At 47.1% G+C, this 22,251-nt stretch carries 20 protein-coding genes and 1 riboswitch; of the genes, 9 read left to right on the top strand and 11 right to left on the bottom strand.

Translation table 11 applies throughout. From position 1 onward, the window contains the following. Positions 1-96: 96 nt before the first annotated feature. Positions 97-648: a YtfJ family protein gene (locus EXZ60_RS05910; protein ID WP_277435441.1), complete on the bottom strand. Its 552-nt coding sequence runs from the start codon at positions 646-648 to the stop codon at positions 97-99. Positions 649-762: 114 nt separating this feature from the next. Then, positions 763-1,401, bottom strand: coding sequence for a peptide-methionine (S)-S-oxide reductase MsrA (msrA, locus tag EXZ60_RS05915; RefSeq protein WP_277435442.1), 639 nt, complete (start codon positions 1,399-1,401; stop codon positions 763-765). A 167-nt stretch (positions 1,402-1,568) separates the two neighbouring features. Here msrA and EXZ60_RS05920 point away from each other — a divergent pair, with 167 nt between their 5' ends. Genes EXZ60_RS05920 through EXZ60_RS05930 form a run of 3 tightly spaced genes read left to right on the top strand, consistent with a single transcriptional unit; the run spans position 1,569 to position 7,433 of the window. Continuing rightward, on the top strand, positions 1,569-3,281 hold the full coding sequence (locus EXZ60_RS05920; RefSeq protein ID WP_013855954.1) for an autotransporter assembly complex family protein: 1,713 nt from the start codon (positions 1,569-1,571) through the stop codon (positions 3,279-3,281). After that, entirely contained in the window at positions 3,278-7,075 is a 3,798-nt protein-coding gene (locus EXZ60_RS05925) for a translocation/assembly module TamB domain-containing protein (protein WP_277435443.1), read from the top strand. The genes EXZ60_RS05920 and EXZ60_RS05925 overlap by 4 nt, the downstream gene beginning before the upstream one ends. 10 nt (positions 7,076-7,085) lie before the next feature. Then, positions 7,086-7,433 carry a gamma-glutamylcyclotransferase gene (locus EXZ60_RS05930; protein ID WP_029190032.1) on the top strand — a complete coding sequence of 116 codons (348 nt, stop codon included), beginning with the start codon at positions 7,086-7,088 and terminating at the stop codon, positions 7,431-7,433. A 234-nt stretch (positions 7,434-7,667) separates the two neighbouring features. Here the strand turns inward: EXZ60_RS05930 and ppa are convergent, their stop codons facing one another. Together ppa and fbp are read right to left on the bottom strand one after the other, a co-directional pair. Then, a complete protein-coding gene (ppa, locus tag EXZ60_RS05935; protein ID WP_010318803.1) occupies positions 7,668-8,195 on the bottom strand; it encodes an inorganic diphosphatase in 528 nt (175 codons plus the stop codon). 177 nt (positions 8,196-8,372) lie between these two features. Continuing rightward, positions 8,373-9,383: a class 1 fructose-bisphosphatase gene (gene fbp / locus EXZ60_RS05940; RefSeq protein ID WP_013855958.1), complete on the bottom strand. Its 1,011-nt coding sequence runs from the start codon at positions 9,381-9,383 to the stop codon at positions 8,373-8,375. 271 nt (positions 9,384-9,654) lie between these two features. On the opposite strand from fbp, the gene mpl reads away from it, so the two are divergent. The 5 genes from mpl (at position 9,655) to thiQ (ending at position 15,187) form a co-directional block, all read left to right on the top strand. Then, on the top strand, positions 9,655-11,013 hold the full coding sequence (gene mpl, locus EXZ60_RS05945) for a UDP-N-acetylmuramate:L-alanyl-gamma-D-glutamyl-meso-diaminopimelate ligase (RefSeq protein WP_064625920.1): 1,359 nt from the start codon (positions 9,655-9,657) through the stop codon (positions 11,011-11,013). A gap of 29 nt (positions 11,014-11,042) precedes the next feature. After that, on the top strand, positions 11,043-11,672 hold the full coding sequence (locus EXZ60_RS05950; RefSeq protein WP_277435444.1) for a flavin prenyltransferase UbiX: 630 nt from the start codon (positions 11,043-11,045) through the stop codon (positions 11,670-11,672). A 29-nt stretch (positions 11,673-11,701) separates the two neighbouring features. Beyond that, positions 11,702-11,821, top strand: a riboswitch (TPP riboswitch). 66 nt (positions 11,822-11,887) lie between these two features. Next, positions 11,888-12,880 (top strand): thiamine ABC transporter substrate binding subunit, encoded by a 993-nt coding sequence (gene thiB / locus EXZ60_RS05955; RefSeq protein ID WP_277435445.1) that lies wholly within the window; start codon positions 11,888-11,890, stop codon positions 12,878-12,880. Between the two features lie 13 nt (positions 12,881-12,893). Next, entirely contained in the window at positions 12,894-14,489 is a 1,596-nt protein-coding gene (thiP, locus tag EXZ60_RS05960) for a thiamine/thiamine pyrophosphate ABC transporter permease ThiP (RefSeq protein WP_277435446.1), read from the top strand. Beyond that, complete coding sequence (gene thiQ, locus EXZ60_RS05965) at positions 14,483-15,187, top strand: thiamine ABC transporter ATP-binding protein (RefSeq protein WP_017046452.1); 705 nt, start codon at positions 14,483-14,485, stop codon at positions 15,185-15,187. The genes thiP and thiQ overlap by 7 nt, the downstream gene beginning before the upstream one ends. 55 nt (positions 15,188-15,242) lie before the next feature. On the opposite strand, the gene yjgA is transcribed toward thiQ, so the two are convergent. Beyond that, entirely contained in the window at positions 15,243-15,770 is a 528-nt protein-coding gene (gene yjgA / locus EXZ60_RS05970) for a ribosome biogenesis factor YjgA (RefSeq protein ID WP_010318810.1), read from the bottom strand. Between the two features lie 108 nt (positions 15,771-15,878). Between yjgA and pmbA the strand changes: the two genes are divergently transcribed. Next, the gene (gene pmbA, locus EXZ60_RS05975) at positions 15,879-17,222 is read left to right on the top strand and encodes a metalloprotease PmbA (protein WP_277435447.1); all 1,344 of its coding nucleotides are present in this window, start codon (positions 15,879-15,881) and stop codon (positions 17,220-17,222) included. Positions 17,223-17,319: 97 nt separating this feature from the next. On the opposite strand, the gene mgtE is transcribed toward pmbA, so the two are convergent. From mgtE to EXZ60_RS06005, 6 genes are all read right to left on the bottom strand, one after another. After that, positions 17,320-18,675 carry a magnesium transporter gene (mgtE, locus tag EXZ60_RS05980; RefSeq protein WP_013855966.1) on the bottom strand — a complete coding sequence of 452 codons (1,356 nt, stop codon included), beginning with the start codon at positions 18,673-18,675 and terminating at the stop codon, positions 17,320-17,322. 151 nt (positions 18,676-18,826) lie between these two features. Beyond that, on the bottom strand, positions 18,827-19,105 hold the full coding sequence (locus EXZ60_RS05985) for an HPr family phosphocarrier protein (protein ID WP_277435448.1): 279 nt from the start codon (positions 19,103-19,105) through the stop codon (positions 18,827-18,829). 10 nt (positions 19,106-19,115) lie between these two features. Then, positions 19,116-19,973 (bottom strand): RNase adapter RapZ, encoded by an 858-nt coding sequence (gene rapZ, locus EXZ60_RS05990; RefSeq protein WP_010318814.1) that lies wholly within the window; start codon positions 19,971-19,973, stop codon positions 19,116-19,118. A 16-nt stretch (positions 19,974-19,989) separates the two neighbouring features. Next, positions 19,990-20,436 (bottom strand): PTS IIA-like nitrogen regulatory protein PtsN, encoded by a 447-nt coding sequence (gene ptsN, locus EXZ60_RS05995; RefSeq protein WP_013855968.1) that lies wholly within the window; start codon positions 20,434-20,436, stop codon positions 19,990-19,992. 2 nt (positions 20,437-20,438) lie between these two features. Then, on the bottom strand, positions 20,439-20,726 hold the full coding sequence (hpf, locus tag EXZ60_RS06000) for a ribosome hibernation promoting factor (protein WP_013855969.1): 288 nt from the start codon (positions 20,724-20,726) through the stop codon (positions 20,439-20,441). Between the two features lie 25 nt (positions 20,727-20,751). Beyond that, positions 20,752-22,212: an RNA polymerase factor sigma-54 gene (locus EXZ60_RS06005; protein ID WP_013855970.1), complete on the bottom strand. Its 1,461-nt coding sequence runs from the start codon at positions 22,210-22,212 to the stop codon at positions 20,752-20,754. Positions 22,213-22,251: the final 39 nt, after the last annotated feature.

Raw genomic sequence — 22,251 nt, forward strand, 5'->3', positions numbered from 1 at the left:
TATTGTGAGAATAAAGCGTACTCTTATTTTTATAAAAGCACCTTTCACCACGATATGTTTAGCAAAGGCAGCCGTGTTATCGGCCACCTAAGGTTATTATAAATTCTGTTTGATCAAGCCTAAAACCGTTTGAATTTCCTCATCACTCAATGCACCTTCCTTAACAAACAGTACCTTACCTTGCTTATCTTGAACGATGATCGCTGATGATTCCTCTTTTAAATCCCACGCTTTGGCTACATTTCCCGCTTCATCTAGCACCATGGAAGACCACGGAAACTCTTTCTTGCTGTCTTGAGCGGAAGATTTGACAAACGATCCTGTGCCCCAAATCGCATCATCTTGGTTGATGATCGAGGTGGTTTGATAACTTTCTGCGGGAAATTGTGCGGCCATAATGGCAGCCATCAATGGTGCATTTAACGCTTTAGCACTGCTGCGACCAGCAATGGCTTGAATGACGCGCACTTTGCCTAGCAGTTGGCTGGTATCCCAAGTTTGAAAGGCCGTTTTATCATCTTGTAGGATGATTTCACCATGTTTTTCCACTGAAACATCAGCAACTTGCTGACCTTGGGTAATGTTGTGTGCCATGGTAAGCGCTGGACAGCAGGCCATTAGAATGGCGATCACTCGTTTACTTTTCATTGTAGGGGTCCCTTTTAGTTGAGCAACAAAGGTATAGCATAGAATCAATAAAACCACGAAAAGAGGCCATTAAGCGGTTAACAAAATGCTAACAAAGCCTCAATTCTACACGCTTTATTCGCTGAGCTGGGGTGGGAAGCAGATGCCTGTTCCTCCTAACCCACAATAACCATTCGGATTTTTAGCTAAATATTGTTGATGATAGCTTTCGGCGTAGTAGTAAGGACCAGCGGGTACAATTTCGGTGGTAATTAAGGCTCGTTGACTGGCTGACAACGCCTGCTGGTATCGCTGCTTTGAGGCCTGTGCTATTTGCTGTTGTTGTTCTGAATAGGTATAGATAGCGGAGCGATACTGAGTGCCTTTATCGTTACCTTGACGCATGCCTTGGGTCGGATCGTGCTTTTCCCAAAAATGACTTAATAGCTTTTCTAATGGCAAGCGCTGTGGATCAAAGATTACGCGTACCACTTCAGTATGGCCAGTTTCACCACTGCATACTTCTTCGTAAGTTGGGTTTGGGGTAAAGCCGCCGGCATAGCCTACTGAAGTCGACACCACACCATCGAGTTGCCAAAATAAGCGTTCAGCGCCCCAAAAACAGCCCATACCAATCACTATTTGTTGCTGATGCTCATTAGGCTGCTCAGTGATGTTGCTGTGGTTAACGTAATGAATTTCCTCCACTGACATAGGGGTTTCTCGTCCTTTCAGTGCTGTTTGTGCGCTGACCATTGTTTGTTTATTGAGCATGAGCTTTCCTTTTGTGTACCGATTTTTGGCTTTATTTATTGTTGTTGAGCCACTGTTTCACATTCAGCCCGAATAATTGACTGATTTCATACAGACGGAGCTTGCTATTGGCGGTATGATTTCCATCCATTAACGATCTGTTTACTCAACTGTTCCTTTAATTAAGCATGAGACGAAAATCATTACCAGTTCTATTCACGATGCTACTTATTTCCACTTCGGCGTATGCCAAGGTGGCGTTAACCATTAATGGTTTAGAGGGTGAATTAGAAAACAACGTTGAAGCCTATTTATCGTCGATTCCAGAGAGCGACTATTCAACGCATCTTCGTTTTCAATCTCGTTTAGAGAAAAGCATGACGGAAGCGCTTGTCGCGCTGGGTTACTACCATCCTCAATTTGAGTTTGTGGTGGTGAGCGATGAGCAAGAGCTGATGGTCAATATCAATCCTGGACCGCTAACAACCATTAAAGAGATGGATGTGGTGATCAGCGGGGAAGCTGAATCTGATGCTGATTTTGCCAATCTTATTAACCGCAATGCCCTTAAAGTGGGCGCGGCGGTTAATCATGGCCAGTACGATGCTTTGAAATCGGGTATCCGTAACTTAGCGTTGCAAAAAGGTTATTTTAACGGGAATTTTGAATTAAGCCGTTTGGAAGTTGCGCCAGAGTTGAATGAAGCTTTCGTACGCCTTCATTTTAACAGTGGTATTCGTTACCATTTTGGTCCCTCGCTCATTACTGGCAGCCAAATTGAAGATCAGCGAGTTCGCTCACTTCAGCCCTATAAAACCAATGATCCTTACCTTGTTTCCAAGGTAGGGGAATATAACCAAAACTTATCCAATACCGATTGGTTTTCCTCTGTTTTTGTTGAACCCGATCTTAGCCAACTGGAGAACGGTCGCGAACTGCCGATGAAGGTTTCCCTTGCACCGCAAGCTCGAAATCAGCTTGAAACCGGTTTAGGTTACTCAACGGATGTGGGAGTGCGTGGTTCATTCAAGTGGAAGAAACCTTGGGTTAACAGCCTCGGCCACAGTTTTGATAGCAGTTTCTCCCTTTCTGCCCCAGAGCAGACTATTACCGCTGGCTACAAAATACCGCTAGAAGATGTGCGGCGTGAATATTATCGAATTCAGTATGGAATGAAGAATGTCGATAACCGTGATACGAAGAGTTTGGAGTCTAACTTATCGTTTGAACGCCACTGGCTGCGTGATGGTGGTTGGCATCGAACCCTATTCGTTCGTTATTTGATAGAAAACTACGAACAAGGTTTGCAAAGCGATGTCGGCCAGTTTGTATTACCGGGAGCGACCTATTCTCGTACGCGTGTTCGTGGTGGTTCAATGCCGATGTGGGGCGATAAACAGAGCATCACACTTGAGTATGGCGATCCAAATTTCGTCTCTGAAACGCGTGTGGTGCGGTTGTTGGCGGGCACGGCTTGGATACGCAGCGCTGGGCAAAACCACCGTGGTTTATTGCGTTTAGACGGCGGCGCAAACTTCAGTGAAGAGTTTGACAAACTCTCGCCTTCTCTGCGCTTCTTTGCTGGTGGCGATAACAATTTACGAGGGTATAGCTATCAATCTATCTCACCTAAAGATGCCAGTGGCGCACTGACTGGGGCCAAATACATCGCCACCAGTTCGTTGGAGTATCAATATCGCTTGGTTGGAAATTGGTGGGGCGCGCTGTTTGTCGATTATGGCGATGCCTTTAATGACTCGCCGGATTGGAAAACTGGTGTGGGAGCCGGGATTCGCTGGGCTTCTCCGGTTGGACCGATCCGCTTAGATTTTGCATGGGGGCTTGACGCCAATCCCGGCGATGAATTTCAGCTGCATTTCACCTTGGGGCCTGAACTATGACCAAAGTGATGTTGAAGATAACCAAATGGGCATCGGCGATTTTATTCACCTTGTTGGGCGCGGTATTTATTGCACTCGCAGCCTTGTTGTTTACCAATACAGGGCTTAACGGCCTATTGTGGGGAGCGCAAAAAGCGCTGCCACAACTGCAGGTTGCCAGTGCTCAAGGTGCCATTTTTCCACGTTTCACGCTCAACCAAGTCACCTTTTCCGATGAAGCATTAAAGCTCGATCTCGATGTGCAGCGCGTGACATTAGCCATAAGTGCTAGCTGCTTATTGGAGCCTTCAATTTGCTTAAATGAACTTGCGATCAGTGGATTAAGGCTGGCACTGCCAGAGCTTCCCCCTTCGACGCAAGGTGAGCCTTCGTCTGCCTCTGATCCCATTACGTCAATCTCTACACCGGTGCCAATTAAGGTTGGCCGTGTGGAGCTCAATGATATTCAGCTGGATATTTTGGGTAATACGCTGGCATGGAAGCAATTTTCTACCCATGCCTCATTTCAAGGTAATCGCTTACGGATTGGCAAAACCAGTTGGAGCGATATTCAACTGAAGCTTGCGAGCAATGAAGATGTCGATTCAGCCTCAAGCGCACAATCCAAATCCACTCCATCCACAACCGTATCATCGACGGCGGCACCTGCGGTGAAAACGCCCATCACCTTGCAAGAGGTGATCATTCCGCTGCAATTGGAAGTGGAGCGTTTTGATATCAACCAGTTTACTCTTCAGCAAGCTGAGCCTTTGGTTGTCAAGCATCTTGGTTTGGTCGCCAATGCTTATCAGAGCAGTGTTTCATTAAAATCACTTGAGCTTGAGCTGCCACAATTGATTGCCAACCTAAAAGCTGATGCGCAGCTGAAGGGAGACTATCCGCTCAATCTCTCTTTAAAAAGCACGCTCAAAATGGCCGAAGCTCAGGGGCAAACACTGGCACTAGAGGCTTCGGGGAGCTTGGGTGATTTAACGCTCAACGCGAAACTGGGCGGGCTTGCACAAGCAAACTTAAATGCGCAATTGGCGCTACTGCAACCTGAGATCCCGTTTGATATTTCGTTAGATGATGTTCAAGCACAGTGGCCATTGATTGGGCAAGGAGACTATTTTGTTCGCGTGCCGAGTTTAAAAACTCAAGGCTCACTCGACGGATATAGCGTGGTGCTCAAGGGCCAACTGCAAGGTAAAGATCTGCCCGATGTGAGGCTGGATGTTGCTGGTAAAGGCACTTTACAGCAAATCAACTTAGATTCTTTGCTAATCGATACCTTAGGGGGGCAAATTGCTGGCCAAGTGATGGCCAACTGGCAAGCCCCAATTCACTGGCAAGCGGCGCTGAATTTAGAACAGATTCAGCCGGGATTACAGTGGCCGGAAGCCGAAGGCGTGATCAGCGGTAAGCTCGAAACCACGGGTGAGTTGACCGAGCAGGGCGGTTGGAACGTTGCGCTGCCTATTTTGGATATTGAGGGTGTGTTGCGTGGCTACCCACTGAATATTGAAGGTCAATTAAACGCATCAGATATGACAGGGAAAGGCGCTTTTACTGTGTCGACCAGCGGCTTAACGTTAGCCCATGGACCCAACCAGATTACGGCCAAAGGTGAGCTGGATAAAGAGTGGCGTATGGGCTTATCGGTTGATTTTTCGGATTTGGTGAAAAGTGTTCCTGATTTGCACGGCAAAGTGATTGGCGATATTTATCTGCGTGGTGATTTACAGCAGCCACAAATCAAGCTGCGCCTCAATGCAAATGATCTTGCTTGGCAGCAACAAGCGACCCTAAAGCAGGTGACTTTAACTGGTGATGTTACGCCACTTCCTGTACCACAAGCCGAAGTGAAATTGCAGGCGAGCCAGTTGAGCTACCAGCAGCAGTTAGTTGATAGTGTGGACTTGCGTTTTTCAGGCACGCAGGCGCAGCATCAACTGAGCTTAGACGTCATTTCAAATCTGATTTCAACCAGCTTGGCGATCAGCGGATCTTTTGAAGATAAGCCGACGATGCAGTGGCAAGGTGCGCTGGAACGAGTACAACTGTCCACAGAACAAGGGCCGTGGCTATTAAACCAAGCGACACCTGTTGCGGTTAATATCGAGAAACAACAAGTCACGATTGCCGCGCATTGTTGGCAGCAAGAGGGAGCATCGCTCTGCTTAGATAAAGACGCGACTGTGGGGCAAAGTGGCGCGGCCGAGCTCTCTCTCAACCATTTTGATTTTCAGCAAATCGCAATGTTTTTACCACAAGAGACTCAACTTAAAGGCCAAGCCGATGTCAGTCTCACAGCTCAATGGGCGCCCAATACAGCGCCTCAAGCGAAAGTGTCACTCAGCTTAAGCCAAGGTGAAGTAACGCAGCACATCGACCAAGCCATTACTTTAGGTTGGGATAGCGTCACTATTGAAAGTACGCTTAAACAGAACAAGCTGTTTGCTCGTTGGCTAGTGGATGTGACCGATAATGGCGATCTGTCGGGGCAAATCACCATTGCGGATCTAATGGCAAAAGAAAAAATGATGGATGGCGCATTAACGCTTTCCACCTTTAATATTGATTTTCTACAGCCGCTGCTTGGGGATTATAGCCAAGCGAAATCGAAGATTAGCAGTCAACTTGCCTTCAGTGGGCCGATGTTGCACCCGAAAGTGACGGGCAGCGTGGTGGTGGATGACATTGTCGTCAAAGGCGATATTTCGCCGCTGGATGTTACCTCGGGCCGAGTGGCGATGGACTTTAATGGTTACCAAGCCTTGCTCAATGCAGCGATTCAAACTGCGGATGGCGAGTTGAGTATCAAGGGGGATGCCGACTGGCAGAAAATGGAGCAGTGGCGTGCCAACCTGCGCGTGTTGGCCGATGAGCTATTGGTGGATCTGCCGCCTATCGTCAAGATTAAAGTTATCCCAGACATGAGCATCACACTAGAACCTCAACTGGCCACTGTGACAGGGAATATTAACCTGCCTTGGGGACGTATCGTGGTAGAAGAGTTGCCTCCGAGCGCGATTGGTGTCTCCAAAGATCAAGTGATATTGGACGCTGCTTTACAGCCTGTGAGCGAGCAAAGCGCCATGCCATTTAACGTTGAAACGAATGTAAACATCTCGATTGGTGATGATTTCCGGCTCAGTGCCTTTGGTTTGCAAGGCGGCTTGATTGGCCGCCTCAATGTGGCGCAAAAGGATAAAGGCCCTTTTATTACTGGAGAAGTAAATATCCAAAATGGTTCGTATCGATCCTTTGGACAAGATTTGCTGATCCAAGAAGGCAAAATTTTAATGAATGGACCGGTTGATCAACCTTATGTTTCGATTAAAGCGGTGCGCAACCCAGATAACACACAAGATGGCGTGATTGCAGGAGTAAAAGTGACCGGCTCTGCCGATGAACCCATAGTCTCCATTTTTTCAGAACCCGCGATGCCACAAGCCAATGCACTTTCTTACCTACTTCGTGGTCAGAATATTGATGGCGAGGCGGGTGGCAATGCGATGACCACTGCACTGATTGGTTTGAGCTTGGCACAAAGCGGTAAGGTGGTGGGCGAAATTGGTCAAGCCTTCGGCGTGCAAGATCTGCAATTGGATACGGCTGGTTCCGGTGATGATTCACAAGTGACGGTAAGCGGCTATATTTTACCGGGGCTACAAGTGAAATATGGTGTTGGTATTTTCAGCTCGGTGGGCGAATTTACCGTGCGTTACCGCTTGATGAGGGATTTGTACGTTGAAGCGGTATCCGGCTTAGATAGCGCGGTGGATCTTTTGTATCAGTTTGAATTTAACTAGGGACAGTCATATGCAACATCTGGTTTTTGTCTACGGCACATTACGCCGTGGTGAAAGTAATGCGCATCTGCTTGAGACAAGCGAAATGTTAGGATCGTTCTACACGCCGGCTGACTATGCGCTGTATGATCTAGGTCCATATCCTGGCTTGGCTCAGGGACAGCAATCGATAGTTGGTGAGGTATATCGAGTGGATGAGCAAACACTAGCAAAACTCGATCTTTTAGAAGATATTCCCATCGAATATCGCCGTGAAACGATCGAAACCCCATTTGGCCGTGCGTGGATTTATCTCTATCAAGATCACAGCCGTCTTACTGCTGTGATTGATTCTGGAGACTGGTGCCAACGGGTGTAACGAACGGCGTTGAAAATGGAAATAAAAAAGCCACACAGCGTATTAGCAGGATGTGGCTTTTTATTTATAACGACACTTATCCCCTTCCTACTTGAAGCTGCAGCGGTGTTGGCTACGTTCGTTCACCCCAATCACATAGTTTGCCTATGCTCATGGGGACTCACTCACTTGCCGCCTACCTGCAACTCCAAGTTGTTTGGGTATATAACTATCGTGACTGTTTAATGATGGTGACTATTTTTGAGCGCGTTCAAATGAAGTCAGGATTTCAGCTCGCGCGGCAGCGGCATCTTCCCATCCATCGACTTTGACCCATTTGCCCGCTTCAAGCTCTTTATAGCGTTCAAAGAACTGTGTAATTTGCGCCTTCAGTAGTGCTGGCAGGTCATTTACGTCTTGAATGTGGTCGTACTCTTTGGTGAGCTTGGAGTGAGGAACCGCCACCACTTTGGCATCTTCACCAGACTCATCGGTCATCTTCAATACGCCAACTGGGCGGCAGCGAATCACCGAGCCTGGCATGAGCGGATAAGGCGTGGGCACCAACACATCGACAGGATCGCCATCGAGCGATAAGGTGTGATTCACATAACCGTAGTTGCATGGGTAGAACATAGGTGAAGACATGAAACGGTCCACAAATACCGCGCCAGATTCTTTGTCGACTTCGTATTTGATTGGGTCGGCGTTGGCTGGAATTTCAATCACCACGTAAATATCATCAGGCAGTGATTTTCCTGCCGGAACGTTGTTTAAGCTCATTTAGCATTTCCTTTTTCGTCGCTGGACTTGAATTGTTTTGGGTTGATTAACAGAACGTAAACGCTTGTGTTGCAACTTTAGCGGTAAATAGGAAACGGTGTAAACCGTAAAAAGAGAGTCTTGCCTCATATTTATCGATAAAAAAAGCGCCTAGAGTTAGGCGCTCATTGAGCTGATTTAATCGCGATTGAGTTCCAAGAACTCTTCCAATTTATGGACCATATTTTTTGAACCGCAGAAGAATGGCACACGTTGATGCAGTTCTGTCGGCTTAATATCCAACACGCGATTGACACCGTCAGAAGCAATACCGCCTGCTTGTTCAATCAAAAACGCCATTGGATTACATTCGTACAATAGGCGCAGCTTGCCGTTTGGATGGCTTTGCGTGCTTGGGTATAGATAGATCCCACCTTTGAGCAGGTTACGGTGAAAATCCGCCACTAGCGAACCAATGTAACGTGACGTGTAAGGGCGATTATCTTCAGGCACATTCTCTTGGCAGTATTTAATGTATTTTTTGACGCCGGTTGGGAAGCGGATGTAGTTACCTTCATTGATGGAGTAAATTTTACCATCATCGAAGGTCATCATATTGGGGTGTGAAAGATAGAAAGTGCCGAGTGACGGATCATAAGTAAAGCCATTTACGCCGTTGCCAGTGGTATACACCAACATGGTTGAAGAGCCGTAAATAACATAACCAGCCGCAACCTGTTTATTACCGGGTTGTAAGAAGTCTTCTTGTGTTGGTGGCGTGCCGACTGGCGATACGCGGCGATAAATAGAAAAAATCGTGCCGACAGAGACATTGACATCGATGTTGGATGAGCCGTCCAGCGGGTCCATCAACACCACGTATTTTGCGTTTTTGTTGAGCTCTTTGCTAAACGCAACCGCTTCATCTTCTTCTTCACTGGCGACACCACACACTTGATCGCGCGCTTCAAGCGCCGCTTTAAATTTTTCGTTGGCGTAGACATCGAGTTTTTGTTGTTCTTCGCCTTGAATATTATCCGTACCAACTGCACCGGTAATATCAGCAAGGCCTGCTTTGTTGATTTCTCTATTAACAATTTTTGCCGCAAGACGAATAGAGGACAACAGAGATGAAAGATCACCGCTTGCGTGGGGGAAGTCATGTTGTTTCTCAACAATAAACTCGCCAAGAGTGCGAATCTCAGACATGTTATTTCCTTAACATAGCTATATAGGGGGAGTGATTGTTTCACAACGCATCCTCTTGTTGGGATGTCGGCCGAAACGAGTGACCCATTTGATAACGTTTGGGTAACACTGCGATTTTAGGGCTTAGATCTTTTTAATGGTAATGAAGTAACAGATTGAGATCTCAATTTGTTTGTCGACTTTTTAGAAGTTGCAAACATGCTCGCTTTTCTTAAATGGATGGTGATAATGGAGGCAATCACTCACAACGCCATGTGCGAGGCTAGGATTTATGCATATTCACATTCTTGGGATTTGCGGTACGTTTATGGGCGGTGTTGCCGTTTTAGCGCGGCAATTAGGTCATAAAGTTACCGGCAGCGACGCCAACGTTTACCCACCGATGAGTACGTTATTGGAGTCTCAAGGGATCGAGATTATCGAAGGTTTTGACCCTGCTCAATTAGAGCCCAAGCCTGATTTGGTGGTGATTGGCAACGCCATGAGTCGCGGCAATCCGTGTGTTGAATATGTGCTGAACCACAACTTGCGTTACACCTCTGGCCCGCAATGGTTGCAAGAGTTCCTGTTGCATGACCGCTGGGTCCTTGCGGTGGCTGGCACACACGGTAAAACCACCACGTCGAGCATGTTGGCGTGGATCTTGGAAGATTGTGGTTACCAACCGGGCTTTTTGGTGGGAGGCGTACTTGGCAACTTTGGCATTTCTGCGCGTTTGGGCGAAAGCATGTTTTTTGTGGTTGAAGCCGATGAATATGACAGTGCTTTTTTCGATAAGCGTTCTAAGTTTGTCCATTATCATCCACGCACTTTAGTGTTGAACAACTTAGAGTTTGATCATGCGGACATTTTTGACGATCTTGAAGCGATTAAGCGCCAATTTCATCATCTAGTGCGTACTGTTCCGGGCAATGGTCGTATTTTTGCTCCGCAAAAAGAGCGCGCATTAGCGGATGTTCTCGCACGTGGCTGCTGGAGCGAAACCGAGTTTACCGGTGAGCAAGCGCAGTGGAAAGCTGAAAAAATCACGCGTGATGGTTCGCAATTTGATGTGTTCTTTGACAATGAACGCGTGGGGCGCGTAACTTGGGATTTGGTTGGCGATCATAATGTCGATAACGCCTTAATGGCGATTGGTGCGGCGCGTCACGTAGGGGTCACTCCAGATTTAGCCTGTCAAGCTTTGGGCAAATTTATCAATACCAAACGTCGTTTAGAGCTCAAAGGCGAAGTGAATGGTATTACGTTGTATGACGATTTTGCTCATCATCCAACGGCCATTGAACTTACTTTGGGTGGTTTACGTAATAAGGTAGGCGATCAGAAAATTATCGCGGTTTTAGAGCCTCGTTCGGCTACGATGAAGTTGGGCGTACATAAGCAAACTTTAGCGGCGTCATTACAGCAAGCCGATTCAGTTTATCTCTATCAGCCGAACAATCTTGCTTGGTCGGTGCAGGATGTGGCTGACCAATGCTCACAACCAGCGCAAGTGAATGATGATATTGATGCTTTCGTCGCGCAAATTGCGCAGGAAGCCCAGCCGGGCGATCACATTTTGGTGATGAGCAATGGTGGCTTTGAAGGTATTCATAACAAGCTCCTACTTGCATTAAATCAAGCCATGTAATGCCAGCGACACAAACGAAATAGAGAGTTATGACAACAAAACAGAAAGCCATCACTTTAGCCTTTACTGGCGCTTCAGGTGCTCCTTACGGACTTCGTCTGTTGGAGTGTTTATTGGCTGCAGATTACCGAGTGTATCTGTTGATCTCTTCGGCCGCGCGTGTTGTGCTTGCAACCGAGCACGGTTTGAAGTTGCCCAGTGGGACTGAGGCAGCCAAAACAGCGTTGGTGGAACATTTACACTGCGATGCCTCACAGCTTGTTGTGTGCGGTAAAGAAGAGTGGTTCTCTCCAGTGGCTTCGGGCTCTGCCGCGCCAAAACAGATGGTGGTGTGCCCATGTTCGGCAGGCAGCGTTGCGGCGATTGCCCATGGCATGTCCGATAATTTGATCGAACGTGCTGCCGATGTAGTGATGAAAGAGCGTGGCCAACTGGTGTTAGTGGTGCGAGAAACTCCGTTTTCCACCTTACATTTAGAAAACATGCTCAAGTTGTCGCAAATGGGCGTCACCATTATGCCCGCTGCCCCCGGTTTTTATCATCAGCCACAGTCAATTGAAGACTTGGTCGATTTTATGGTGGCGCGTATTTTGGACCATTTAGGCGTTGAACAAGGGCTTGTGCCGCGTTGGGGATATGACTCACGCCCAACGGTGTAGCTTATTGCGTTAATTCCAATTACAATCCACCTCACTCAACGGGGAGCAAATCATTCATCTCAATGAATGCTGCTGAGATCAAGCGTGAGCTTGGGACCCGTAAACCTGAACCAGATAATGCTGGCGTAGGAATTGGGTTAGGATCTCAGAATAGGAATAATGGAATATTCTCATCCTCCTCAAGCCTGTGCCGCTCAACCAAGGAGAGCGACCAGTTGAACACCACTCTTAATACCATTGCACTTGCTACCATCACCTCTTTTTCAGCGCATGCCGCTGACAATATCCTTACCGTTTATACCTATGACTCGTTCGCATCAGAATGGGGCCCGGGACCGGCGATTGAAAAAGCATTCGAAGCACAATGCGCTTGCGATCTTCAGTTTGTGGCACTCGATGATGGGGTATCGATCCTAAACCGTTTACGTCTTGAAGGTAATAACAGTAAAGCAGACATCGTACTCGGTTTAGATAACAACTTAATGGCTGAGGCCAAACAGACTGGCTTATTGACAAATCATAATGTCGAGACGAGCCAAGTCACGCTACCCGGTGGTTGGAGTGATGAAACGTTTGTTCCTTATGATTACGGCTATTTTGCCTTTGTTTACAATAAAGAGAAATTAGCAAACCCACCGAAAAGCTTAAAAGAGTTGGTAGAGAAGCGCGATGATCTTAAAGTTATTTATCAAGACCCACGCACTTCAACACCCGGTCAAGGCTTACTGCTGTGGATGAAATCTGTCTATGGTGAGAAAGCCAATTTAGCATGGCAACAGCTCGCCAATAAGACGGTGACAGTCACCAAAGGTTGGTCAGAAGCCTATGCGATGTTTCTTAAGGGTGAGTCCGATCTGGTGCTCTCTTACACCACCTCTCCAGCCTATCATTTAATTGCGGAAAATGACGCCAAGTACGCGGCTGCTGATTTTGCCGAAGGACACTACATGCAAGTGGAAGTGGCTGCGAAAGTAAAACACAGTGATAACGGCAAATTGGCCGATGAGTTCATGCACTTTATTTTAAGTGATCAATTTCAGTCGGTGATGCCAACCGGAAACTGGATGTATCCTGTGACGTCTGTCGCGCTACCGAAAGGTTTTGAAACGCTGGCTGTGCCACCAAAGGCGCTTACCTTTAGCGCACAAGAGGTGTCTGAGATGCGTAAAGCGTGGATCCGTGAGTGGCAAACCGCCTTAACGTTTTAAGGTTCGATAAAGTTTGAATGCTATTCCTAAAATAGGCATTGGGGTCGCGATGCTTGTCGCGACCTTTGTCATCAGTGCATTGGCGGCGTTGCTGTTACAAGCACCCAGCTTAAATGTGATGCACGTATGGCAAGACCCGTATTATCGCCATGTTACTCAATTTAGTTTTTACCAAGCCAGCTTGTCGATGCTGCTCAGTGTTGGTTTCGCGGTTCCTGTTGCTCACGCACTTTACCGTCGTCGATTTTACGGACGCGCGCTGCTGATTAAATTGTTTGCAACGACCTTAGTGCTTCCAGTGCTGGTGGGCGTATTTGGTTTGTTGGCCATTTATGGTAATAGCGGTCTGCTCGCCTCGCTGCTCGCGTGGTTTGATAGCAAACTGCCGTTTTCCATTTACGGATTAAACGGTATTTTACTGGCGCATCTGTTTTTTAATCTCCCGTATGCCAGCCGTTTATTGCTGCAAGCGTTAGAGTCGATCCCGGCTGAACAACATAAGTTATGCGCGCATCTTGGCATGAGTCATTGGCACAAATTTCGTTGGGTTGAATGGCCGCGTTTGCGTCAGCAGCTTCCTCATGTCTGTGGTTTGGTGTTCATGCTCTGTTTTACCAGTTTTGCCACTGTGATGGCACTTGGCGGCGGGCCTAAATCAACCACGATTGAGCTGGCGATTTATCAGGCGATCAAATTTGATTTTGATTTACAAGCCGGCACGCTGCTTGCGCTGTGGCAGATGCTGTTATGCGGGCTGCTGTCTCTATCCATTTCACGCTTAGCGAAGCCGTTATCCATCACCACAGGGCGTCAAGCGAGTGATTATGTGGTTAGTCGAGATAATCGCAAAGCGCAATGTTGGGACGGCACATGGATCTTCCTTGCGTTGCTGTTAGTACTTCCGCCGCTGGTGATGGTCATCTTGAGCGGTTTAAATTCGCAGCTTTTTCACGTCTTGAGTGATGAGCAATTCTGGCGTGCACTTTGGGCTTCACTGCAAGTGGCGTTATTGGCAAGCGTGGTTGCTGTTTCGGCTGGGGTTGCCATACTGATCACGACTCGCGCTTGGCGCCTGCAGCAGCACAACCGTAAGGCGGACCAACTAGAGTTGATTGGCGCGATTATTTTGGTCACGCCAGGGCTTGTTATCAGCACCGGGCTTTTTCTGTTGCTGCGTATCTGGACAGATGCATTTAGCCTAGCGTATTGGGTAGTTTTTTTCGTCAATGGCTTAATGGCATTGCCGTATGTGTTGAAAACATTGGCGCAACCTATGCTGCATATCGCGCAGCAATATCAATGGTTATGTGCCAGCCTTGGCATTAAAGGGTGGCAGCGTTTGCAAGTGATTGAGCTGCGTGCGTTGCGTAAACCCTTAGCGCATGCCTTTGCGATCAGCTTTTTGCTCTCAATGGGGGATTTAAGTGCGATTGCTCTATTTGGTAGCCAAGAGTTTAGAACCTTACCGCTTTACCTGTTCCAACTGCTGGGCAGTTACCAAATGCAAGCGGCGGCGGTGGTTTCTCTTACGCTGTTGTTACTCAGTGTGGGTTGTTTTGCCCTCATTGAGCGGTTATTTCACTCATATTCAAAGGTAAAGCAATGTTAGAACTCAAGGCCGTACACTATGAGTATCAACAGGAGTGGTTTGAATTTTCGCTCTCTGTACCGCGAGGGGCGATTCTCTCTTTGATGGGGCCAAGTGGCGCGGGCAAGTCGACTTTACTGAGCTTAGTTGCGGGCTTTATTGCACCGAAAAGCGGCGATATCCAAGTGCAAGGGCAATCCTTACTTGGGCAGGAGCCACACTTGCGTCCTTTTTCGATGCTGTTTCAAGAGCACAATCTTTTTGCCCATCTCACTGTGCGTGAAAATATTAGCCTTGGGTTACATCCGGGGCTGAAATTAACCACTTCGCAAAAGGCGTTAGTTGAGTGCGCTGCGCAGCAAGTGGGTTTGGCTGCGCTACTTGATCGCTTGCCTGAGCAGCTATCAGGGGGGCAGCGTCAGCGAGTTGCTCTGGCGCGCTGTTTTGTACAACCACATCCTATCTGGCTGCTGGATGAGCCCTTTTCCGCCTTGGATCCGCTACTCAGAGAAGAGATGCTGCTTTTGGTTAAGCAGTTAGCCGCAGAAAGAGCGATCACTGTTGTGATGGTGACGCACCATATTAGTGATGCCAAAGCGATTGCGAGCCATTTTGCGTTTATGGCTCAAGGACATGTGTTAGTGAGTGATCGCATTGAGGCACTTTCCGCGCAACACGCAGACGCGCAGCTCAGTGATTTTGTGCGTGCAGGGGAATAAAAAAAACCTCACACGTTTAGGTGAGGTTTTTGCGTCTAATCAGCACTATGACAGGTTAAACTGACTTATCGTTATGCTCTCTGAGCACTTGGAAAATCTCTCGTGATGCTCTTGGTGGTTTGCTGTTGGCTTTCTCTTTATTTGCTTGACGCGCTAATTGGCGCAGACGTTGACGATCCATCTCTGGATAGAGTGCCATCGCATCTTCAATCGCGCTGTCACCTTTTTCCACAATACGATCACGCATCTGTTCGAGCTTATGCAGCATGGCGGTATTTTGTGAGTGCTTGTTACGCAGTTTATCCAATGCCGCTTGAATCGGTTCAGCATCGATGGTACGCATCATTTTACCAATGTATTGCAGTTGGCGGCGTCTGGCTTCCATGCTAAAACGCTGAGCATCTTTGATGGCATCCATCAAATCTTCAGACATCGGAATTTTTGCTAACTGAGATGGCTTCAGAGCAACCAGCTCTTCACCCAGTTTTTGTAGCTCAGTCATGTCGTTTTTCATTTCGGTTTTGCTAACCCAAATGATCTCCTCTTCTTCTTCCCAAGGAGCTTTTTGATTCTTACGCGCCATTTTCTTCATCTATTGAGTTATGTATGTCAGCTATTTTAGCAAGAATCGTGGGGAGAAAGCGAAATTCTTGTTATCCTAATGACATTGTTTGCTAATAATTGATGAGATATGGACGTAAAACAACAAGTTGCTCAGCAGCGCATCGAACTTGAAGCGGCGGTTGCTAAGGCATTAGAGATGGCTGCGCTCAGTTCTGATGCTGCTGAAGTGGCGATCACCAAAAGTACCGGCCTGAGTGTTTCGACGCGAATGTGTGAAGTTGAAAACGTAGAATTTAACAGTGATGGGGCATTAGGCATCACTGTGTATCGTGGGCAACGTAAAGGCAGTGCGTCGACGTCAGATCTCAGTGAAAAAGCAATTGCGCAGACGGTCGCTGCCGCGCTTGATATTGCGCTGTACACTTCTGAAGATCCTTATGCAGGTCCGGCACCTAAAGAGTTAATGGTGCAAAAGATTCCTGATTTAGATCTCTTCCATCCGGATGAACCTAACCCGGACATGGCCGCTAAAATTGCCATTGCTGCAGAAGAGAAAGCGTTAGCTTACAGCAACAAGATCAAACAAAGTGATGGCGCAAGTTATGACAGCCATTACGGTGTGAAAGTGTATGGTAATAGCCATGGTTTGCTCGCGAGTTATGCCTCTAGCCGTCATAGCATTAGCTGCTGCGTGATTGGTGAGGGTAAAAATGGTGAGATGGAGCGTGATTATAGCTATACCGTTGCACGTCACCGCGACGATTTATGGTCGCCAGAGCTGGTCGGGCAACAAGCCGCAGAAAAAACCATCAGCCGTTTAGATGCAAAAAAACTGAAGACGGGCAAAGTTCCGGTGATGTTTGCCGCAGATGTAGCGACAGGTTTGATTGGCCATTTGGTGATGGCGATCAGTGGTGGCAGCTTGTATCGTAAATCTTCCTTTTTACTTGATAAGTTAGGCGAGAAAATTTTACCCGATTGGTTCAATATTGCCGAAAAACCCCATGTATTACGTGCGTTGGCATCAAGCCCATTTGATAGTGAAGGGGTATTTACGCAAGACCGCCAAATCATTACCGATGGTGTGCTCTCTACTTATCTTCTGAGCAGCTATGCCGCTCGTAAAATGAAGATGACTCCAACTGGTCACGCGGGTGGCATCCATAACTGGTATGTTCAATCCACAGGACAAAATTTTGAGCAGATGCTTAAAGCGTTAGGCACAGGCTTGTTAGTCACTGAAGTGATGGGCCAAGGTGTTAATGCAGTGACAGGTGATTATTCGCGTGGCGCCGCTGGTTTCTGGGTTGAAAACGGTGTGATTCAATACCCTGTATCTGAGATTACTATCGCGGGTAATTTGAAAGATATGTTCCAGCAAATGGTGGCGGTAGGGAGTGATGTCGAAACACGCTCGCAAATCCAAACCGGGTCTATTTTACTTGAATCGATGAAAATTGCGGGCGAATAATCGCTTAAGCTGAATATGAAAAAGCTTGGTATAACAACCAAGCTTTTTTTATGGGTGGTTTGGGTATGTATCAAAATAGGGTTACATCAAAATAGGGCTACATCAAAATGGTCGCCAAGCCGAGAAAGACAGAAAGCCCAACCACATCGGTGACGGTTGTTAACGCCATTCCGCCAGCAAGAGCCGGGTCGATTTTCATTTTTTTCAGTAAAATTGGGATGGTGACGCCGGCGATCCCGGCAATGAGTAGGTTGGCCATCATTGCTGCGGAAATGATGCCGCCAAGCATCCAATTGCCTTTCCATGCCACCACAATGCCGCCAATAATGGTAGCCCACATGATGCCATTTAAAAAACCGATTGCCGCTTCTTTGAATAGCAATTCGCGTTGGTTACTGTCACCGATATGTCCCAATGCTAAACCACGAATGACCAAGGCCACGGTTTGGTTACCTGCGACACCACCCATTGAGGGCACTATGGTCATTAGCACGGCAATGGCGGCCATTTGATCCAGTGTTGCTTCAAACATGTTGGAAACAGAGGCGGCGGCGAGGGCGGCCAAAACATTTGCCCCAAGCCAGATAGTCCGTTTACGTGCGGATTTGACTACCGGAGCAAAGGTATCTTCGTCATCGTTCATACCAGCCATACTCATCATTGAGTGTTCGGCATCTTCACGAATGATGTCAACGACGTCATCAATGGTGATCCGACCGACCAAGTGCTGGTTTTCATCCACCACAGGCGCGGACACCCAGTTGCGACGTTCAAACAGGCTGGCAACATCTGAGTCGCTGGTGGTGACCAAAATCGCCTCATCGGCATCATCCATGACTTCACTTACTGGAATATCCGGTTGCGTGGTCAGCAAGGTGGTGAGTGAGAGATGCCCAATCAGCTTACTTTCATCGTCAATCACGTAAAGTGCATCGGTTGCTTCGGGCAGATCGCCGCGCATGCGTAAATAGCGTAAAACCACGTCAATATCAACGTCACCACGAATGGTGATCACGTCGGTATTCATGATCCCGCCGGCTGTTTCCTCTGAATAGGAGAGCGCGGTTTCAACGCGCTGGCGATCAGCGCTGTCCATCTGCGAAAGCACTTCGCGTGACACGTCATCTGGCAAGCTACGCAGTACATAGGCCACGTCATCGGTGTCCATGCCTTCGGTCGCTTCCGCCAGTTTTTCGGGTGCCATTTTGGAAACTAGGGCATCTTTGACGTCTTCGTTGAGCTCATCAAGGATTTCACCGTAGTCTTCTGGGTCGGTGAGTTGCCATAACACCTCCCGACTTTTACGTGGAGAGGCTTCTAAGAGGTGAGCAATATCTTCTGGCTCCATGTCCTGCAATTGGCGACGGACATGGACAAAACGACCATTTTCTAAAGCTTCGCTGACTTCTTGGAGGGTTAGGTGAGCTTGATCAAATTCAATTTGCTCGGCCATGGTTTCCCCCTACTTAGGATTCTTACAATGTGTTGAATAGTAACTTAATTCTAGGCCTTATTTAATAAGTTCTTATTAAGCACTGAATTTATTTTGACTATCAGGGGCGCGCATGCGCTGTCTGTGGGAGAGTGGAGTGTAAGCCTTGTGCTTACTCGTCTTCATCGAATTTATGTTCAATCAGCGAACTAACCGCTTGCAAAGCAGGCTCTGCTTGTGAGCCTTCAGCATTGATGGTGATGTATTGACCTTGTGCGGATTCGAGCATCAATAAACCCATCACACTGTCTGCAGTGGCTTCTTTTCCTTCTTCACTTTGAATGGTGACCACCGCATCAAAAGATTGCGACAGTTCAACCAGCTTAACGGCTGCACGAGCATGAAGGCCCAAGCGATTTTGGATTAAAATCGTTTTACTTAATAGTGGCATACCATCGCTCCTATTGCTGTTTTTCTAATGATGTATGGCGTATCTGTACTTGGTGACCCAATTGAGCAAAGTACTCGCCAAGCTGTTGAGTCAGGTAAACGGAGCGGTGCTTACCACCGGTGCAACCAATCGCAATTGTGAGATAACTGCGGTTGTTTTTTTCGAGCATCGGCAGCCAGTATTCAACAAACTTTTGAATTTGTTGTTTAAGTTCAATTACTTCACTATGGCGTTCAAGAAACGACTTAATTGGCGCATCCAGGCCAGTTAATGGGCGAAGATCGGGTTCCCAGTGTGGGTTGGGTAAAAAACGCACATCAAACACGTAGTCTGCATCGCTGGGTAGTCCATATTTGAAGCCAAAAGACTGAAAGACCATCACCAGATCTTTGCGCTCACGTCCTTCAATTCGCATGCGTACGGTTTCGCTCAACTCATGCAACGATTGATTACTGCTATCGAGCACTAAATCGGCTTGCTCTTTGAGCGGCGCAAGCAGCGACTTTTCCAATTCAATCGCTTGCGCAAGCGAAGGTTTATCGGCGTTTAATGAGAGAGGATGGATACGACGCGTTTCGCTGTAGCGCTTGAGTAGTGTCTCTTTACTGGCATCGAGAAACAGCACACTAACATCGTTATTCTGTTTTAGCTGCTCTAAAACATCCGCAACCAAACTAGGCTCTTGGGGCAAGTTACGGATATCAATACTCACCGCGACATTTTGTTTGCTGCCTTGGACTGATTGAATAAACGCATCCAACAAGTTGACGGGAAGGTTATCGACACAATAGTAGCCGAGATCCTCCAGTACTCGTAAAGCAACGCTTTTCCCTGCGCCTGATTGACCACTCACAACGATTAAACGCATAGTTTCGGCTCGGTGGTTATTGGTTAGTCATGATGTCGTACAGCTCTTGATCGCTTTGTGCACTTCGAAGCTGTTTTAAAACTTGTTTGTCATTGAGGCGCTCGGCCATACAAGCGAGCGTTTTTAAATGCTCTTTGCACTGCTCTTCAGGAACGAGCAACGCAAACAGTAGATCGACAGGTCGATTATCAATGGCATCAAACTCAATCGGTTCTTCACACTGCAGCAAAACGGCAATGGCACGATCACTGTTGGTCATTCTTGCATGAGGAATGGCGATGCCATTACCAATACCAGTACTGCCCATTTTTTCTCGGCTGAGCATGCATTCAAACAGCTCGGTGGAATTTTGACCTGAATACTCAGCAGCGATTTCGCTAATGATTTCTAGGGCTCTTTTTTTACTGGTGCATTGGACCGCACTTTTCGTGCAGTCCAATGAGAGTACTTCGCTTAATTGCATGATTAATGACTACTTAGCTTTTCTTTATGCTTGTTGAGTTGTCTTACGAGTTTATCCACTAAACTATCAATGGCAGCATACATATTTTCATTGTCGGCCACGGCGTGGATATCACCTTGATTTATGTGGAGCGTAGCTTCAGCGATCTGTTGTACTTTTTCAACACGTAAAACAACCTGTACGTTATTGATATGGTCAAAAAATCGCTCAAGTTTTTGAAACTTCGAGTTTACATAGTCTTGCATTGAATCGGTCAGATCAATGTGATGGGCATTAATGTTGATTTGCATAGACTTTCCTTCTCTGTTTTGTGCCTTACAGTAGGCGTTTGCGCTGACTCGATGGAGCAATGCCCAACGATTCACGGTATTTAGCTATCGTCCGTCTAGCTACCTGAATCCCTTGGTCAGCCAGTAGATCTGCAATTTTACTGTCACTTAATGGTTTGGCTGTATTTTCAGCGGCCACCAGTTTTTTAATCAGTGCTCGTATTGCAGTCGATGAACACTCTCCCCCGCTGTCGGTACTGACATGGCTGGAGAAGAAGTATTTCAATTCGAAAATACCACGCGGAGTATGCATGTACTTCTGCGTTGTCACCCTTGATATGGTGGATTCATGCATTTCTACCGCTAAAGCAACGTCATTGAGTACCATTGGCTTCATCGCCTCTTCACCATACTCAAAGAAATCACGTTGATGTTCAACAATACACTTGGCAACTTTGAGCAGTGTCTCGTTTCTACTTTCTAAACTCTTAATTAGCCATTTTGCTTCTTGCAAATTGCTGCGAATGTAGTTGCTATCGGCACTGTTACCTTTGCCTAATGCTGCATATTGTTGATTTATCTTAAGTTTTGGTACGCTATCTGGGTTTATTGTTACCACCCATTTGCCGTGATCTTTGTAAACAGACACGTCAGGCACAACGTATTCGGCGTGCTCGGTTGAAATATTATTTCCCGGTCTTGGGTCAAGTTGTTGAATGAGCTGCAATACCTCTCGCAGATCTTCTTCTTTTAACTTGGTTTCTTTGATGATCAACTTGTAGTCACGATTGCCGAGCAGATCAATATGTTGGATCAGCAGCTGTTTAGCTTCTTCTAACCAAGGGGTACTGGCAGGGTAGGTCGCTAATTGTAAAAGCAGGCAGTCTTGAAGGTTGACTGAAGCCACACCGAGGGGATCAAACTGCTGAACACGTTTACGAACGGCTTCAATTTCATCAAGCTCGATATTTTCATCGGCAAAGCTTTCTAAAATATCATCCAAAGAAACGGTGAGATAACCGTAGTCATCGATGGCGTCAATCAAGGCAAGAGCAATGCTGCGGTCGGTGTCGCTAAACGGTGTGAGATCTAATTGCCACAGTAGATAATCTTGCAGGGTTTGCGTTGTTTCACCTTGGTACACGGGCATGTCATCATCAAGGGCGATCCCTGTGCTGCCTGTGTTCGCGCTGTAGACATCATCCCATGTGGTGTCGATCTCAAGCTCGCTGCTGATTTCGGATTTTTCAATTAAGTCAGAGCTGTCTTGTGGCTCAATATCTAACACCTCAGCACTGGCTTCTTTCTCCTCATTGATGCTATGAACATCAGCGGTGGCATTCTCTTCATAGGCCTCTTCAACATCCAATAATGGATTAGACTCTAGAGCCTCTTGGATCTCTTGCTGGAGTTCCAATGTGGAGAGTTGCAACAAACGAATGGCTTGTTGTAACTGCGGTGTCATCGCTAATTGTTGGCCGAGCTTCAGTTGTAATGAGGGTTTCATTCAGTGCCAGTTACCTTATTATTTTTAGAATTGATGTCA

It is taken from the genome of Vibrio sp. 1151_11, assembly GCF_029478525.1.
Lineage (GTDB): Bacteria > Pseudomonadota > Gammaproteobacteria > Enterobacterales > Vibrionaceae > Vibrio > Vibrio anguillarum.